The 17485-nt window shown below is 73.1% G+C and carries 12 protein-coding genes; 9 read left to right on the top strand and 3 right to left on the bottom strand.

Features of this window, described 5'->3' with window-relative positions; all coding sequences use genetic code 11:
* Positions 1-30: 30 nt before the first annotated feature.
* The 4 genes from AB0I79_RS14395 to AB0I79_RS14380 all read left to right on the top strand — a co-directional run bounded on the left by AB0I79_RS14395 (position 31) and on the right by AB0I79_RS14380 (position 9232).
* Entirely contained in the window at positions 31-3234 is a 3204-nt protein-coding gene (locus AB0I79_RS14395) for a BTAD domain-containing putative transcriptional regulator (protein WP_357871984.1), read from the top strand.
* Positions 3235-3434: 200 nt separating this feature from the next.
* Positions 3435-5597 carry a 1,4-alpha-glucan branching protein GlgB gene (gene glgB, locus AB0I79_RS14390; RefSeq protein WP_357871982.1) on the top strand — a complete coding sequence of 721 codons (2163 nt, stop codon included), beginning with the start codon at positions 3435-3437 and terminating at the stop codon, positions 5595-5597.
* A gap of 97 nt (positions 5598-5694) precedes the next feature.
* Positions 5695-7647, top strand: a complete 1953-nt coding sequence (locus AB0I79_RS14385) for a S8 family serine peptidase (protein WP_357871979.1) — start codon at positions 5695-5697, stop codon at positions 7645-7647.
* A 193-nt stretch (positions 7648-7840) separates the two neighbouring features.
* On the top strand, positions 7841-9232 hold the full coding sequence (locus AB0I79_RS14380; RefSeq protein WP_357871976.1) for a S8 family serine peptidase: 1392 nt from the start codon (positions 7841-7843) through the stop codon (positions 9230-9232).
* 79 nt (positions 9233-9311) lie between these two features.
* Here the strand turns inward: AB0I79_RS14380 and AB0I79_RS14375 are convergent, their stop codons facing one another.
* Positions 9312-9581 (bottom strand): SMR family transporter, encoded by a 270-nt coding sequence (locus tag AB0I79_RS14375; RefSeq protein ID WP_357871973.1) that lies wholly within the window; start codon positions 9579-9581, stop codon positions 9312-9314.
* Between the two features lie 163 nt (positions 9582-9744).
* On the opposite strand from AB0I79_RS14375, the gene AB0I79_RS14370 reads away from it, so the two are divergent.
* Positions 9745-10893: a histidine kinase gene (locus AB0I79_RS14370; protein ID WP_357871970.1), complete on the top strand. Its 1149-nt coding sequence runs from the start codon at positions 9745-9747 to the stop codon at positions 10891-10893.
* A 164-nt stretch (positions 10894-11057) separates the two neighbouring features.
* Positions 11058-11705, top strand: coding sequence for a response regulator transcription factor (locus tag AB0I79_RS14365; RefSeq protein ID WP_357873050.1), 648 nt, complete (start codon positions 11058-11060; stop codon positions 11703-11705).
* Here the strand turns inward: AB0I79_RS14365 and AB0I79_RS14360 are convergent.
* Entirely contained in the window at positions 11692-12342 is a 651-nt protein-coding gene (locus tag AB0I79_RS14360; RefSeq protein WP_357871967.1) for a DUF2306 domain-containing protein, read from the bottom strand. The two genes, AB0I79_RS14365 and AB0I79_RS14360, sit on opposite strands and share 14 nt — an antisense overlap.
* A gap of 158 nt (positions 12343-12500) precedes the next feature.
* On the opposite strand from AB0I79_RS14360, the gene AB0I79_RS14355 reads away from it, so the two are divergent.
* The 3 genes from AB0I79_RS14355 to AB0I79_RS14345 all read left to right on the top strand — a co-directional run bounded on the left by AB0I79_RS14355 (position 12501) and on the right by AB0I79_RS14345 (position 16931).
* Positions 12501-13490, top strand: a complete 990-nt coding sequence (locus tag AB0I79_RS14355) for an NAD(P)-dependent alcohol dehydrogenase (protein ID WP_357871965.1) — start codon at positions 12501-12503, stop codon at positions 13488-13490.
* An 80-nt stretch (positions 13491-13570) separates the two neighbouring features.
* Positions 13571-15268, top strand: coding sequence for a signal peptide peptidase SppA (gene sppA / locus AB0I79_RS14350; protein ID WP_357871962.1), 1698 nt, complete (start codon positions 13571-13573; stop codon positions 15266-15268).
* Between the two features lie 214 nt (positions 15269-15482).
* Positions 15483-16931, top strand: a complete 1449-nt coding sequence (locus AB0I79_RS14345; protein ID WP_357871959.1) for a sialidase family protein — start codon at positions 15483-15485, stop codon at positions 16929-16931.
* 43 nt (positions 16932-16974) lie between these two features.
* On the opposite strand, the gene AB0I79_RS14340 is transcribed toward AB0I79_RS14345, so the two are convergent.
* Positions 16975-17463 (bottom strand): flavin reductase family protein, encoded by a 489-nt coding sequence (locus AB0I79_RS14340; protein ID WP_357871957.1) that lies wholly within the window; start codon positions 17461-17463, stop codon positions 16975-16977.
* Positions 17464-17485 lie beyond the last annotated feature (22 nt).

Genomic DNA, 17485 nt, shown 5'->3' with positions numbered 1-17485 from the left:
TCGCCTTCGGAGTTCGTTATGGGGGGCTTGATGCGGTTCGGGGTACTTGGCCCGCTCGCGGTGTGGACGCCGGACGGACGGCCGGTCCAGGTGCCCGAGGTCAAGGTCAGGGCGTTGCTGGCGGGGCTGCTGATCCAGGCGGGCCGGACGGTCTCCGCCGACCGGCTGATCCAGGACCTGTGGGGCGACCGGCCGCCCGCCGACGCCCCGGCGGCGCTGCGGGTGAAGGTGTCCCAGTTGCGGCGGGTGCTGGGCGATCGGGAGCTGGTGGCGTACCGGGCGCCGGGGTACGTGCTGCGGGCCGAGCCCGAGTCCGTGGACGCCGGGCTGTTCGAGTCGCTGCTCCTGCGCGCCCGGCGCACCGGCGGCCTCGACGCGCGGGCGGCGCTGCTGCGCGAGGCGCTGGGGCTGTGGCGGGGCGGCGCGTACGCCGAGTTCGCCGACGAGCCGTTCGCCAGGGCGGCGGTGGCCCGGCTGGACGAGCAGCGGCTGGTGGCGCTGGAGGAGCTGGCCGAGACGCGGCTCGGGCTCGGCGAGCACGGGCCGCTCGCCGCCGAGCTGGCCGACCTGGTGGCCGGGCATCCGCTGCGGGAGCGGCTGCGGGCCGTGCACATGCGGGCCCTGTACCGGGCCGGGCGGCAGGGCGAGGCGCTGGCGAGCTACGCAGAACTGAGGCGGCGGCTCGCCGACGAGCTCGGCCTGGATCCCGGGCCCGAGCTGGCGGCGCTGCACCAGGCGATCCTGGAACAGGACCCCGCGCTGGACGCGCCCGCCGCGCCGCCCCGTACGAACCTGCCCGCGCCCCTGACGAGCCTGGTGGGGCGGGAGGAGGCGGTGGCCGAGGTACGGGCGCTGCTGCGCGCGAACCGGCTCATCACGCTCACGGGCCCCGGCGGCGTCGGCAAGACCCGGCTGGCCCTGGCCGCCGCGTCAGGGCTGGACGGGTTCGACGGCGGGGTGTGGCTGGTGGAGCTGGCCTCGCTCGGGGCCGGGGCGCAGGCCGTCGAGGTGGCCGAGGTGATCGCGGGCGTGCTCGGCCTGCGCGACGACGCGCCGGGCTGCATCATGGACCGCTTGCCCGGCGCCCTGGCGGCCAGGCCGACGCTGCTGGTGCTGGACAACTGCGAGCACGTGGTCGAGCAGGTCGCCACGCTCGCCGCCCGGCTCCTGCGGGCCGCTCCCGGGCTGCGCGTGCTGGCGACCGGCCAGGAGTCGCTGCGGATCGAGGGCGAGGCTCTGTGGGCCGTGCCGCCGCTGGGGCCGGAGGCGGCGATGGAGCTGTTCGCCGCGCGGGCCGGGATCGAGCCCGACGGCGACGTCGCGGAGATCTGCGAGCGGCTCGACGGTATCCCGCTGGCCCTGGAGCTGGCGGCCACGAGGATGCGCGCGCTCACTCCGAGGCAGCTCGCCGACCGCCTCGACGACCGCTTCCGGCTGCTCGCCTCCGGCCTGCGCGGCGCGCCGGCGCGGCAGCAGACGCTGCGCGCGATGATCGACTGGAGCTGGGAGCTGCTGACGGAGGCCGAGCGGGTGGTGCTGCGGCGCCTGGCCGTGCACGCCGACGGCTGCACGCTGGAGGCGGCCGAGGACGTCTGCGCCGAGCCGGGCCTGGACGTGCTCGACCTGCTGGCCCGCCTGGTGGACCGCTCCCTCGTGGTACGCACGGCGGGCACCGGCCGCGGCCCGGCACCGGGACAGCACTCCCGGCCGCAGCCCGGCCCTGAACCCGCGCCACGACAGCACCCCCGGCCGGACCCCGCCCCTGAACCGGCACCCGGGCGGCAGCCCCAGGCGGGGCCGCGTTATCGCCTGCTGGAGTCGGTGGCCGCCTACTGCCAGGAGCGGCTGCGGGAGGCGGGCGAGCTGGACGACGTGCGGCTCAGGCACGTGCACCACTACGCCGCCCTCACCGCACGCCTGGAGCCGGCCCTGCGCGGGCCCGGGCAGCGCGACGCGCTCGCCCGGCTCGACGCCGAGGCCGCCAACCTCAGGACGGCCCTGGACACGGCGGTCCGCATGCGGGCGGCCGGCCAGGCGCTGGCCCTGGTGAACAACCTGGCCTGGTACTGGGTGCTGCGCGGCAGGCTGGGCGAGGCCTGCCGCGCCCTGGAGTCGGCCCTGTCCGTGGCGACGCCGGGCGACCCGGCCACCGCGCAGGCCGGAGTGTGGCTGGCCGGGTTCGAGATGCTGGCGGGCCGCCTCGTACGGCTGGACACCACGCTGTTCGAGAGCATCGAGGACCCGTCGGCACGGGCACGGGCGCGGTGGTCCGCCGGGTTCGCCCTGTTCGGCTACGAAGACCTGTCGGCGAGCCATGACCTGGTGGAGACGGCGCTGGCGGAGTTCAGGCGGCTCGGCGACGAGTGGGGCACGGCCGCCGCGCTCACCCTGCTCGGCCGGCACGCCGCCATGCGCGGCGACCTGGCGGCGCTGCGGGACAGCGCGGAGCAGGGACAGAGCCTGTTCCGCGCGATCGGCGACCGGTGGGGCGAGCTGCGGGCCACGGAGAACCTCGGCACGCTGTCCGAGATCACGGGCGACTACGAGCGGGCGACTGCGCTGCGCCTGGAGGTCCTGGCGATGGCCGAGGAGCTCGGGCTGTGGAGCTCGGTGTCGGAGGCGCTGTCGCGGCTGGGCAGGATCGCCATGCTGACCGGCGATCACGGGCGGGCCGACGACTACCACGAGCGGGCCAGGAGGCTCGCGGCGGCGCAGTCGAACCGCCCGGCCGAGGAGTTCGCCGAGCTGGGCCTGGCGCTGAGCGCGCGCAGGCAGGGCCGGCTGGAGGAGGCCGAGCGGCGGTTGCGGGCCTGGCTGGGCTGGGTCGAGGACGTGTCGGGCGACCCCGGCGCGGCGCTGATCCTGGCCGAGCTGGGGTTCGTGGCCGAGCAGCGCGGCGACGCGGCGGGCGCGCTGGACCTGCAGCGCCAGGGGCTGGCCCTGGCCCGCAAGGTGGGCGACCCGCGGGCCGTCGCGCTGGCCCTGGAGGGCCTGTCGGGCGCGCTGGCGCTCGGCGGGCGGCACGAGCAGGCCGGGCAGCTGCTGGGCAAGGCCGCCGCGCTGCGGGAGTCGGTGGGCGCCCCGCTGCCGGAGGGCGAGCGGGGCGACGTCGAGCGCATCGCGGCGGCGGTGGCGCGGGCTTCGGGAGCGGGCGCCCTCGCGGCGGCCATGAGCGCCGGCGCGGCCCTTCCGCTGGAGAGCGTCATCTCCGCGGCGGTCGGCACGGACGGCTGAGATCGGCACGGACGGCTGGGATCGGGACGGACGGCTGGGATCGGCGCCCGTCAGTGCCAAGGGCCGGAAAAGGATCGCTAGACCACCTCGGCATCTTCTTGTGATAAACCCGGGATTTTGCACATCCGGTGATTGTCGCGGTGAAAGCGGGCAGTGCCTGGGATGGACGGTCATCTTAGGGCAGTGTTGGGAGCATGCCGATGAGGACAGAGCTCGACCGCCTCGCGGGCGGTGCGCACCACGACCCCCACTCCGTGCTGGGAGCACACCCCGTGACCGGCGGGGTGGTGTTCCGCGCGTTGCGACCGCTGGCCGAACGCGTGCGGGTGGTGCTGGAGGACGGCTCTGCCCACGACATGAAGCACCAGGCCCACGGGGTGTTCGAGGTGACGGTGCCCGGGCTGGACAAGGTGCCGTCGTACACGCTGAGCGTCAAGTACGCCGGCGCGGAGGCGTACGAGGTGCGTGACCCGTACCGGCACTGGCCCACGCTCGGTGAGGTGGACCTGCACCTCATCGGCGAGGGGCGGCACGAGCGGCTGTGGGAGGTGCTCGGCGCGCGCGTGATGGAGCACGAGGACGTCCAGGGCACGGCGTTCGCCGTCTGGGCGCCGAACGCGCGCGGGATCAGGGTCGTCGGCGACTTCAACCACTGGGACGGCGTCGCCTACCCGATGCGGTCGCTGGGCCGGTCGGGGGTGTGGGAGCTGTTCGTGCCGGGGCTGGGGGCGGGCCAGCGGTACAAGTACCAGGTCCTGGGCGCCGACGGGGTGTGGCGTGACAAGGCCGACCCGATGGCCAGGCGGACCGAGGTGCCGCCGATGACGGCCTCGGTGATCGACAAGTCCGACTACAGCTGGCAGGACGACGCCTGGATGGTCGACCGGCGCGGTCGGCAGGCGCAGAGCGGGCCGATGAGCATCTACGAGGTGCACCTGGGCTCGTGGCGGCCGGGGCTGTCGTACGTGGAGCTGGCCGACCAGCTCTCCGAGTACGCCGCGGACCTGGGCTTCACCCACGTGGAGCTGCTGCCGGTGGCCGAGCACCCGTTCGGCGGGTCGTGGGGCTACCAGGTGACCTCCTACTACGCGCCGACGGCGCGGTTCGGCACGCCCGACGAGTTCCGCCACTTCGTGGACCGCATGCACCAGCGCGGCATCGGCGTACTGCTCGACTGGGTGCCGGCGCACTTCCCGATGGACGACTGGGCGCTGGCCCGCTTCGACGGCACCCCGCTGTACGAGCACGCCGACCCGGCCAGGGGCGAGCATCCCGACTGGGGCACCTACGTGTTCGACTTCGGCCGCAGGGAGGTGAAGAACTTCCTGGTGGCCAACGCCCTGTTCTGGCTGAAGGAGTTCCACATCGACGGCCTGCGGGTGGACGCGGTGGCCTCGATGCTCTACCTCGACTACTCGCGGCGCGAGGGCGAGTGGACGCCCAACGTGTACGGCGGCAGGGAGAACCTCGACGCGGTCGAGTTCCTCAAGGAGATGAACTCGGTCTGCTACCGGGAGGCGCCCGGCATCACGACCGTGGCCGAGGAGTCGACGGCCTGGCCCGGGGTCTCGCGGCCGGTGCATCTGGGCGGCCTCGGGTTCGGGTTCAAGTGGAACATGGGCTGGATGCACGACACGCTCAAGTACCTGCAGCACGAGCCCGTCTTCCGCCAGTACCACCACCACGAGATGACGTTCTCGCTGCTGTACGCCTACTCCGAGAACTACGTGCTGCCGCTGTCCCACGACGAGGTCGTGCACGGCAAGGGCTCGCTGCTGGGCAAGATGCCGGGCGACGAGTGGCAGCGGTTCGCGCAGCTGCGGGCGCTGCTGGCGTTCATGTGGGCGCATCCGGGCAAGCAGTTGCTGTTCATGGGCGGCGAGTTCGGCCAGGGCTCCGAGTGGTCGGAAAGCCGCGGGCTGGACTGGTGGGTGCTGGAGTTCGACGGGCACCAGGGCGTGCAGCGGCTGGTCCGCGACCTGAACCGGATCTACCGCGACACCCCGGCGCTGTGGGAGCAGGACGCCAGGCCCGAGGGCTTCCGGTGGATCGACGCCGACGACGCCTCGGGGAACACGCTCTCGTTCGTCCGCTACGCCAATGACGGCTCGGCGGTGGCGTGCGTGGTGAACTTCAGCGGCGGGCCGCACGAGAACTACCGGCTCGGGCTCCCGTACGCCGGCCAGTGGACGGAGGCCGTCAACACCGACGCCTACCACTACTGGGGCAGCGGCGTGGGCAACCTCGGGGCGGTCGAGGCGGAGGACGAGCCGTGGCACGGGCTGCCGTACTCCACGACGCTGCGCGTGCCGCCGCTGGGCGCGGTGTGGCTCACGCACGAGGGGAACCGGCTGAACGATTGAGGTGCACCCGCTGAAAGTTCGGTGAGAAACCGCCCGGAGGCCTGTGCCTCTGGGGCAAATCGCCCTAAACTCCGAGATCATCCCCCTCGGAGGACGCGTGCGATTCCGCCCCCTGATCGTCAGCACGATCGCCCTGGCCCTGCTGCCGCTGTCAGGCCCCGCCTACGCGGAGGACCCGGCACCGACCCCGGCGCCGGGCGTGACGCAGACGCAGACCCCGACGGAACAGCCCCCAGCGGAGGAGACCCCTCCCGCGGAGGATCCCGCCGACCCGGAGAGCAAGGTCGAGGACGGCTTAGGCGTGGACGGCGGCACCGAGCGCGCCATCGTCGAGCTGACCGGCCCCGCCGAGACCGCGCCCGTGGCCACCCAGGCCGCGGCCGAGAGCGTGGACGTGGTGCTGCAGCCGCAGAGCCAGTCGTTCATGGTCGTGGAGGGGACGGCGGAGGAGCTGGCCAAGCTCGCCGAGGACCCGCGGGTCTCCTCCATCCACCGCGACCGGACGTACACGCCGGCCGAGGTCGCCCCGAGCCTGTCCCTGATCGGCGCCGACAAGGTGCACGCCGCGGGCAACGCCGGGGCAGGCCAGGTGGTGGCCGTGCTCGACACCGGCATCGACGTGGACCACCCGTGGTTCCAGGGCCGGATCGTGGCCCAGGCGTGCTTCTCCGCCACGGAGGACAGCGGGGTCGTCTCGCTCTGCCCGAACGGCCTGAACCAGCAGACCGACGGGAACGCGGCGGACGCGATGACCGCCAACTGCCTGCTCGACGGCGTGAACCTGTGCGACCACGGCTCGCACGTCGCGGGCATCGCGGCCGGCACCGGAGGCGTGGCGCCGGGCGCGGGCATCGTGGCGGTGCAGGTGTTCAGCCGGCTCAACGACGAGGACAGCTGCGGCGAGCCGGCGTGCCTGGTGGCGTACGAGTCGTCGCTGCGCCAGGCCCTCGACTACGTGGCGAGCCTGAACCAGCCCGTCGCGGCGGTGAACATGAGCCTCGGCGGCATGCTGTACGACACGAGCTGCGACGCCACCGAGGAAGGCGCGATCTTCAAGGAGAAGTTCGACGCGCTGCTGACCAGGAACATCGCGACCGTGGTGGCCGCGGGCAACGAGTACTACGAGGGCACGGCCCATCCCGCCTGCGTCTCCACGGCGGTGGCCGTGGGCGCGAACGACAACGCCGACGCCATCGCGGAGTGGTCCAACCGGGGCAGCCTGCTCGACCTGTTCGCGCCGGGCGTGGACGTCGAGTCGGCGGTGCCCGACAACACCACGATCGCCTACAGCGGCACCTCGATGGCGACCCCGCAGGTGACCGGCGCGCTGGCGCTGATGAGGGCGGCCTCGCCGGACAAGCCGATGTCGGAGCTGATCGACACGCTGAAGGCGACCGGCAGGCCGTACGTGTACGACGTGGCCGGCGCCCAGGTCACCACCCCGCGCCTGGACCTGGCGGCGGCCCTGACCGGCGCGGCCGTTCAGCCGCCCGTCACCCAGAGCCCGTCCCCGGTGGCGGACGACACCGCGCCCGAGCCCGACCCCAGCGACAGCAGCGGCCCCACCCCCGCGCCCGACGACCCGGCGGAGCCGGCGCCCTCGGCGTCCTCCACCCCGGTCCCGCTGCCGACGGTGACGGTCACGGTGACCGTGACGGAGACGGCGAAGCCGCCTGCCGCGGTCTGCACGCGGGGTACCGCCGCGCAGAGGCTGACGACCCCGCAGTGGGCCGTGGAGCTGCACCGGGCCAGCGGCACGATCCCGGACGAGACGCTGTCCTGCTACCTGAAGCTGATCGGCAAGTCGAGCAAGGTGTTCCCCGAGCTGACGAAGGCCTCGTCGCTGGGCAAGGCGTACCGCGTGCTGAAGAGCCCCAAGACCCGCAAGGCCAAGCTGGACAGCGCGCTGCTGACGGCCTGGCTGAACTGGGCGCACGGCACGAACGGCACGACGGCGCTGACCGCCGCCGAAAAGGTCAGGCTCAGCAGCAAGCCGTCCGTGGCGGCGCTGAAGAAGGCCACCAGTAACATCCTCAAAACCGTTAAATAACAGCATTTCCGATTAAGGCCGGTCACATCAGACCGGCCTTTTCCCTTGTGTCGCATAAAAGCAAAATAGCCTCCAACGTTTATTCGGGTTACATACGTCACTGACATCACAGTTGTTGCAGGTGGGGATGTAAGCGGCTGTACGCAGCCGGGAGCCGCAAAAGCTTCACGGCTCCAGCCTCCGGGAGGAAGAAGTGAGGCTACGGTCTCTGCTGGTCGGCGTGACAACGCTGGCCATGACGTCCGGCGCCCTCTGCGCCGGTCCGGCTCTCCAAGCCGACACCACCGATACTGGTGATCCGATCATCAGCCCTGCGCTCGTCTCGGAGATCCAGGAGAAGAGCGCAGTACGCTCCATCATCCAGCTCAAGCCCGGCCAGAGCGTCGAGGCCGTGGCCGCCGACATCGAGCAGGCCTCGGAGGGCAGCCGCGTCCTGGAGGCGGCGGAGTCGCCCAACTTCTTCGTCGCCGAGCTCGACGGCGCGACGCTGGAGAAGCTCAAGCAGGATTCGCGCGTCCAGTCCGTCTACAAGGACGAGCTGAGCATGCCCCTGCTCGACACCAGCACCGCCACGATCCGCTCGGTCCAGGCGAACGCGGCCGGCTTCAACGGCACGGGCACCACGATCGCCGTGATCGACACGGGGATCGACAGCGACCACCCGTTCTTCACCGGCCGGGTCGCGGACGAGGCGTGCTTCTCCTCCTCCAGCGGGAGGGACGGCGCCGTCTCGCTCTGCCCGAACAACCAGCCCAGCCAGACGGGCCCCGGCGCGGCCAACGTCGAGATCCCGCAGTGCACGGTCAACGGCCAGAACGCCTGCTCGCACGGCACGCACGTGGCGGGCATCGCGGCGGGCAAGATGGTCACGGGCGCGCCGGGCAACGGCGTCGCGCCCGAGGCCCGCGTGCTCCCGATCCAGGTGTTCAGCCGCATCGACAACCCGCTGACCTGCGCGATCGGCGGCTCCACCGCGCCCTGCTTCCTCAGCTACACCTCGGACCAGAAGCTGGCCCTGGAGTACGTGGCGCGGGTGGTCAGGACGTTCAACATCGCGGCGGTGAACATGAGCCTGGGCAGCGCCCGCGGGTACACCGAGGCCTGCGACACGGACACGACCGCCGCGGCGGTCAAGCCTGAGTTCGACGCGCTGGTGAGCCTGGGGGTGGCCCCGGTGGTGGCGGCGGGCAACGCCGGCCTGCCGAACGCCGTCGCCTCGCCCGCCTGCATCTCCACGGCCATCGCGACCGGCGCCACGGACGACGCCGACACGCTGGCGACGTTCACCAACCGCGGCAACCTGCTCGACCTGTTCGCGCCGGGCGTGGCCGTCAACTCCGCGGTGCCGGACGACACGTACGGGGTGAAGGCCGGGACCTCGATGTCCGCGCCGCACGTGGCGGGCGCGTTCGCGCTGATGCGGCAGCGGTTCCCGGAGTTCACGGTGGCGCAGAGCCTGCAACGGTTGCAGGACACCGGCACGCCCGTCCAGTTCGACTCGTCGGGAACGGCCGTGATCAAGTCGCGGATCGACATGGAGCGCGCCACGTCGAGCACCCAGGCGCCCGCCAATCCCGGCGTCTGACCACGATCCACCGAAGGGGCCGGGCCACCCCGGCCCCTTTCGCCTGTCCGGAGAACCGGCGGCGCCGGCGCCCCCCTGCTCAGACGCCCGCCGCGATCTTGAGGAGGACGACGCCTCCGGTGATCGCGGCGAACGAGCCGAGCTTGGCGGGTGTGATCTTCTCCTTGTAGATGAGGGCGCCGAGCACGACCGTGCCGATGGAGCCGACGCCCGTCCAGACGGTGTAGCCGACGCCGACGTCCAGGGTCTTCAGCGCCAGGCTGAGGGTGAAGATGCCGCCGGCGGCCGGCAGGAGGGTGAAGACCGACGGCCAGAGCCGGGCCGCGCCCGGTACGCCGAGGCGAGCCACACCTACGAGGAGACGCTGAGGAGCGCGCTGGAGGAGGCCGGGCAGGCGGACGCGGCACTCGCCGCGGCGATCAGTGCCCTGGGCGGCATGCTCACCCGCGCCTGAGCCGCGAACCCCCTTCCGGACCGATCCGGACCGGCCCCCGCTCTCGTACCATGATTGCGTGCAGGGCCTTCTCCGCTCGTGGTGGGACGAGCCCCGTCCGCCCCAGGCGCCGCGCCGGGTGTGGCGCGACTGGGCGCTCGTGGGCCTGCTCGCCGTGGCCGCCGTGCTGGAAGGCACGCTGCGGACCGACCTCCAGTGGCGGCCCATCTCGGTGATCTTCCCCATCGTGATGGTGCCCACGCTGTTATGGCGCCGTACCCGGCCGCTGCTCGCCCTGGCGATCCCCGTCGTGGCCTCGACGCTGGTCCAGATCCTCGCGGGCGCCGACCCGGCCGAGATGTCCTCGTCGGCCTACATCGTGATCCTCCTCTACGCGTTGTCCCGCTGGGGGTCGGGCCGGGAGATCACCGCGGGGCTGCTGCTGATCAGCGTCGCCGTGGCGGCCTCCGTGGTGACCGGGCACATCAGGGCGGCCGACGTCGCCAGCGCGTACGCCGTCGTGTTCGCGGGGATCGCGCTGGGCGGCACCTTCCGCTACCGGGCCAGGGCCAGGATGCGCGAGCTCGACCAGGTCAAGCTGCTCGAACGCGAGCAACTGGCCCGCGACCTGCACGACACCGTCGCCCATCACGTCTCGGCGATGGCGATCAGGGCCCAGGCGGGCATCGCGACCGCCGCCTCCGATCCCGGCGCCGCCGTCGACGCGCTGCGGGTGATCGAGGCCGAGGCGTCCCGCACGCTCGCCGAGATGCGCACCATGGTCCGCGTCCTGCGCCGCGACCGGGGGCCCGCGATGCCGGAGCTGGCGCCCAACCCGGACCTCGCCGACCTCCGGCAACTCGCCGGACGGGGTCGCGTCGGCCCCGCCGTGGACGTACGGATCGACGGCGACCTCGACGGCGTGCCCGCCTCCGTCGGGGCCGCGATCTACCGGATCGCCCAGGAGTCGGTCACCAACGCCCGGCGGCACGCCCGGCACGCCACCCGGATCGAGGTCCGCGTGGCCGCCGACGACACGTCCGTGCGCCTGCGCGTGAGCGACGACGGCGACAGCACCGCGGGCCGTCCCGTCGCCTCGCCCGGGTACGGGCTGCTCGGCATGATCGAACGCGCCGGCCTGCTCGGCGGCACCTGCGAAGCCGGGCCCAACCCCGGTCGCGGCTGGACCGTGACCGCCGAACTGCCTCGAACGGGAGCCTCCACATGACCACAGGGCCGGCGGAGCACCCGAGCACACCGGGCCACAACGCGGGCGAAACAGGCCGGAACGCGGGCGCACCGGCCTGGAACACGGACACACCGGGCCGGATCACGGACGCGGACGCGCCGGGCGGTGACGCGCGCGAGCCGGGCCGGGACGGGCCCATCCAGGTGATCGTCGCCGACGACCAGGAGATCGCCCGTACCGGCCTGCGGATGATCCTCGACGCCCAGCCCGGCATCGAGGTCGTCGCCGAGGCGGCCGACGGGCACCGCGCCGTCGAGCTGGCGCGGCGGCTGCGGCCCGACGTGTGCCTGTTCGACATCCGCATGCCCCGCTGCGACGGCATCGAGGCCACCCGCGCCCTGGCCGGGCCCGACGTGGCGGACCCGATGGCCGTCGTCGTGATCACCACGTTCGACCTCGACGAGTACGTCTACGCGGCGCTCAGGGCGGGCGCCCGCGGGTTCCTGCTCAAGGACGCGGGCCCCGCCCTGCTCGCCCAGGCGGTCCGGGCCGCGGCGGGCGGCGACGCGCTCATCGCGCCGAGCATCACGGCCCGCCTGCTGTCCGCGTTCGCCGGCACCGGCCCCGCCCAGCCCCGGGTGCAGCCGATCGAGCCACTCACCGAGCGGGAGGAGGAGATCCTGCTCACCGTGGCCCGCGGGCGGACCAACAGCGAGATCGCCGGCGAGCTGCACATCTCGCTGAGCACGGTGAAGAGCCACGTGGCGAGCCTGATGACCAAGCTCGGCGTCCGCAACAGGGTCGAGATCGCCATGTGGGCGTACGAGACGAACCGCGTCAGGCAGCGCTGACCCGCCACCCCCGCCGGCGGATGATCGCCTCGGCCACGGCGGCGTTGATCGCCCAACCCGCGGCCAGGAGCAGCGCCCGGGTGAGGTGGTCCGGCTCGCCCGCGGCCGCGATCCACACCGCCTGCGTCACGGCCTGGGTGCCGGCGCCGGCGCCGATGGCGTACGCGCGCATCATCCAGGCGCGGTGCCGGCGCACGTCCCCGCGGCGGATGGCGGCGAAGCCGAGCACGAGGGAGCCGAGCATGACCGTCCCCGCCACCCCCCGGAACACGGTCAGCAGCCCGTCATCACCGGGCGGCAGCTCGGCGAACGCCGTCATCCACAACCCCGACACCGCCGCCACCAGCCCGAACCCGACCAGCGCCCGCCCGGCGGCCCGATGCCAGCCGCGCCTGCGCCGCCGGAACCGGGGCGCGAACTGGAACGCGCCCACCGCGCTGTAGACGGACACGGCCACGATGTGCGCCACGATCGGCGCGGGCGAGGCGAAGAAGCGGGCGTTGGCCTGCGTGATCTCGGCTCCGGCGGCCAGCTCGGTGAGGCGGACGCCGCCCGCGAGCAGGGGGACGAAGCTGAGGGCGATCAGTCCGGCCGGCACGAGCCAGCCCGTCCTGCGGGCAGCGAGGTCGTTGGGCATGCCCCGATGGTGGCCGCCGGGGCCGCCCCGGCTCATCGCCCTGACGGCCGGACCTGGATGAGCCGATCGGCCGGTCAACAGCTCGTACTTTCGACCGTTGAGCCTTCCCGCAGGTCGCGCCCACACTGAGGCCCATCGACCACCGGAAGGAGATCCCGATGAAGGCCTACGTTCTCACCTCGTACGGCTCCCCCGACGCCCTGGAGCTCAAGCACGTCGCCCAGCCCGCCCCCGGCCCCGGCGAGGTCCTGGTACGGGTGCGCGCCGCCTCCGTCCAGCCCGCGGACTGGCACCTCATGCGCGGCGAGCCGTTCATCTCCCGGCTCATGCCCGGCCCTCTGGGGCTGCGCCGGCCGAGGATCACCATCCTGGGCGCGGACGTGGCCGGGGAGGTGGAGGCGGTCGGGCCGGGCGTCACGCGGTTCCAGCCGGGCGACGAGGTGTTCGCGATGACCGCCAAGGGCGGCGGCTTCGCCGAGTACGTGTGCGTGCCGGAGACCGAGCTCGCGCCGAAGCCCGCGAAGCTGTCGTTCGAGGAGGCGGCGGCCGTGCCGCTGGCCGCGGGCACCGCCCTGCTGGCCCTGCGCGACCAGGGCCGGGTGCGGCCGGGGCAGCGGGTCCTGGTCAACGGGGCCTCGGGCGGCGTGGGCACGTTCGCGGTGCAGCTCGCCAAGGCGTACGGGGCGCATGTCACGGGCGTGTGCAGTACGCGCAACCTGGACCTGGTGCGCTCGCTCGGCGCGGACGAGGTCGTCGACCGCACGAAGGAGGACTTCACCCGCGGCGGGCAGGTCTACGACGTGCTGCTGTACATCGCGGGCAACCGCTCGTTCTCGGAGTGCCGCAGGGTGCTGGCGCGCAAGGGCGTCTGCGTCCTGATCGGCGGCGCGGCCAGCCGCTGGCTGCAGCCCGCCGGCCACGTCTTCGCGACCCTCGCCGCGTCGGCGTTCGTCTCGCAGAAGGCCGTGCTGACGGACGTGCTCAGCGCCAGGGGGAACCGGCGGAACCTGGAGGAGCTGACGGATCTGGTCAAGGACGGCCGGCTCACGCCGGTCGTGGACCGCGTGTACGACTTCGCGGAGCTGCGGGCGGCGATCCGGTACCAGGAGGAGGGGCAAGCCCCGGGGAAGGTCGTCGTCCGGGTGTGACGCGGACGCGCGCGGCACCTCTACGCTCGGGGGAGCAACGCCCCAGCCCATTTCGGAATGTGTCGCTTAAGGTGGCTTCTATGGACGCAGGCAAGGCGATCTTCGAAACCGTCGACAGGCTTCGTCAGCGGCGCACGGCCCCGCTGATCCTGGAGCTCGATCTCACCGAAGGCCTCACCGAGGGCCCGCCGGCGGATCCGCTCGCCGCGGTGCTGTCCATGCGCAAGACGCGCCTGGCCGACGTCCTGTCCGGGCTCAAGCGGGCCAGGCAGGACCCGAGGGTCAAGGCGCTGGTCGTGAAGATCGGCGGGCAGCCGCTGGGCCTGGCCATGGTGCAGGAGCTGCGCCAGGCGGTGATCCACTTCCGCGCCTCGGGCAAGCTGACCGTCGCGTTCTCCGAGACGTTCGGGGAGTTCGGCGGCGGCACCGTGCCGTACTACCTGGCCACCGCCTTCGAGCGGCTCTACCTGCAGCCCAGCGGCGACGTCGGGCTGACCGGGGTGGCGCTGGAGCAGCGCTTCGTCAAGGGGGCGCTGGGCAAGCTGGGCGTCGGGTTCGAGGCCGGGCAGCGGCACGAGTACAAGACCGCGCCCAACACCTTCACCCAGGACCACATGACCGATCCGCACCGCGAGTCCATGGCGCGCATCGTCGAGTCGGTCACCGAGAGCCTCGTCGCGGGCATCGCCGACGGCCGCCGCCTGGACCCGGGCAAGGTGCGGGAGCTGATCGACCGCGGCCCGTTCACCGCCGCCGAGGCGCAGGAGGCCGGGCTGGTCGACGGGCTGGCCTACCGGGACGAGGTGTACGACGAGCTCAAGCGGGCCGCGGGCGACGACGCGCACCTGCTGTACGTCTCCCGCTACGCCAGGGGCGCGGCCGTGCGCAAGCTGTCGCACCCGATGGCCGACGCGATCGCGCTCGTGCACGCCACCGGCATGATCAGGACCGGCCGCAGCGGTCGCAGCCCGCTCGGCGGTGGCGGCGCGATGGGCTCCGACACGATCAGCGCGGCGCTGCGCGCGGCCAGGCGCGACGACCACGTCAAGGCGGTCGTGTTCCGGGTGGACAGCCCCGGCGGCTCGTACGTGGCCAGCGACACGGTCTGGCGCGAGGTGACGCTGACGCGCAAGGTCAAGCCGGTGATCGTGTCCATGGGCGACCTGGCGGCCTCCGGCGGCTACTTCATCTCGATGGCGGCCGACGTGATCGTGGCCCAGCCCGGCACGCTGACCGGCTCGATCGGCGTGTACGGCGGCAAGCCCGTCTTCTCCGAGCTGCTGGAGAAGGCCGGCATCACCTCGGAGATGGTGGCCGAGGGCGCCAACGCCGGCATGTTCTCCACCTCCCGCGGCTTCTCGCCCGAGCAGTGGGAGCGCATCAACGCCTGGCTCGACCGCATCTACGACGACTTCGTGGGCAAGGTGGCCCAGAGCCGCGACCTGTCGCGCGAGCGCACCCATGAGCTGGCCCGCGGCCGGGTCTGGACGGGCGCCGACGCCCGGGCGAGCGGGCTGGTGGACGAGCTGGGCGGGCTGGAGGACGCGCTGGCCATGGCCAGGAAGCGGGCCGGCCTGGCCGACGACGCGCCGGTGCGTACGTTCCCGCGGCTCAACCCGCTGGAGCGGCTGCGCGGGCCGGAGTCGAGCGAGGACAAGTCGGCGGCGCTGGCCAGGATCCGGATGGACGCCTGGGGGCCGCTCGCGCGGCTGTCGGCCGAGCTGGGCCTGCCCGCGGTGGGGCCGCTGGTCCTGCCCGGCTGGTACTCCATCCGCTGACTGCGTGGCGGCTGCGCGGTTCGGGGAGCCGGTCAGCTCGCGATCACGGCGAAGGCACAGGTCAGCCGTCCACCTTGAGGGTTTCCGCGTATTTCGCGAACGAAACTGATCTTGTGCCCGTAAACTTCCTGCGTCGTTCGCCTGACTCCCGGAGGATGCGTTCCGCCGGGAGTCCGGCGACGTCTTCGTGGACACGACGAAGATAGGAAGGCTCGTGATCCGACCCTCCAGGGCGTTCTTACCCGCAGCCGCTGTCCTGCTGGCCTGCACCCTCGCGCAACCCGCCGCCGCGGACGACGCCGGAACCCCCGGCCCCGCCATCGTGCGGCCGGTCTCGGGTACCAGCCCGCTGCCCGCCGACTGCGGGCCTCCCCCTGCCGACGGCTACACCCTCAACCCGAACACCGAGGTCCTGCCCATGCTGGCGCGGGACCCGAACCGCCCGGAACGCCTCGTCACGGTGTTCCAGCAGGACCGCTGGAACCGCTACGGCAGCAACGGCACGGGCGTCGCCGTGTCGGACGACCACGGTCTGACCTGGCGGCAGACCGGGAACCGGCCCGCCTTCTCCCGATGCGACGGCGGGGACTACGACGTCGCGACGGACCACTGGGTCACGGTCACCCCGTCCGGCGCGGCCGTGGCCGCGTCCTTGTCGATGTCGCGCGCCGGCGACGTCACCGCCATCCTGGTGTCCCGCTCCGGTGACGGCGGCCGGACCTGGGAGGCGCCGGTCACCCTGCAGCGGGACGACAACCCCCGCTTCTTCAACGACCGCCCGTCGGTGACCGCGGACCCGTACCGCCCGGGCGTGGTCTACGCGGTGTGGGACCGCATCGACGACCAGTCCACCAGTACGACGCCGAACTGGGTCCAGCCGGTCTACCTGGCCAAGTCGACCGACGACGGGCGCACCTGGACCACGAGCAAGGTCTACGACGTACCGGCCAACAGCGGCGTCATCGGCACCCAGCTCGTGGCCCTTCCGGACGGGACGCTGCTGATCGTCATGCACCACGAGACGATCACCGACGGCTCGACCCAGGTCATCCGCTCGACCGACGGCGGCAGGACCTGGTCGGCGCCGACGCTGAACGTCCCGGCCCCGCTCGCGGTGGGGCCGCGCATCCCCGACCCCGACAACTCGGGCGACCCGATCCGCAACGCCGCCCTGCCGCTGCTGGCCGCCCAGCCGGGCACGCGGGTGGTCAACGCCGTCTGGCCGAGCCAGGACCCCGACGGCACCTTCCACGTGGCCTACTCGCGGTCGGCGGACGGCGGGAAGAGCTGGTCCAGCCCGATCCGCGTGGACAAGACGCCTACGGGCTCGGCCGCCGTACCGGTCGTGGCCGCGTCCAGGACGGGCACCGTGGCGATCACCTACTACGACTTCCGCAACAACACGCCCGACCCCGCCACCCTGCCCACCGACCTGTGGGCCGTCACGTGCGCGAGCGACTGCACCAAGCCGGGGTCCTGGCGCGAGCGGCACGTCGAGGGGCCGTTCGACACGCGGAAGGTCCCGGTGACCAGCGTCGGGCGCCTGCTCGGCGACTACACCGGGCTGGTCTCGACCGGCAGCACCTTCACGGCCGTGTACGGCGTCGCCACCGACGACGCCGCCAACCCGGTCGACCTGCACAGCGCGATCTTCTCCCGCTGAGCAGCCGTGCGCGGGGTCCGGCCGGACCGGGCCCCGCCTCCGGTCAGGAGGCGGCCGTCGAGCGGTAGCGGCCGCGCAGCCGCACCAGGGGCTGCAGGGCCGCGTCGACGTAGTCGACGGCCAGCACGGCGGCGATGAAGATCGTGTGATCGCCGGCCGGGACCACCTTGGTGGTCTCGGCCTCGATCGCGGCCACCCCGCCCTCGATCACGAGCGCCTCCGTCAGCGCCCCCCGATGGTGCGGGGTGCCCGCCACCAGCAGCCGCGCGCTGGGCCGTCCTGCGGTGGCGAAGCGGCTGGCGATCGCGGCCTGCCCCGACGACAGCAGGGAGGCCGCCCAGCGGTCCTGCCGGAGCAGGACCTCGGTGAGGTAGCCGCGGCCGGCCAGGCTCACCAGCACCAGCGGCGGCTCCAGCGAGACGGACATCAGCGCCGACACCGTGGTGCCGAGGTCGTCGCGCCCGTCGCGCGCGGTCACGACCGCCACCCCGGCCGCGAGCTGCGCCATCGCCTCCGTGAACAGCTCGCTCACCGCGCGGCCGCCCGGCGTCCGG

The sequence above is a fragment of the Nonomuraea sp. NPDC050202 genome (assembly GCF_040656115.1).
Classification (GTDB): domain Bacteria; phylum Actinomycetota; class Actinomycetes; order Streptosporangiales; family Streptosporangiaceae; genus Nonomuraea.
Note: the sequence above shows the minus strand (reverse complement) of the source record. Positions and strands in the feature narration are given on the sequence as shown.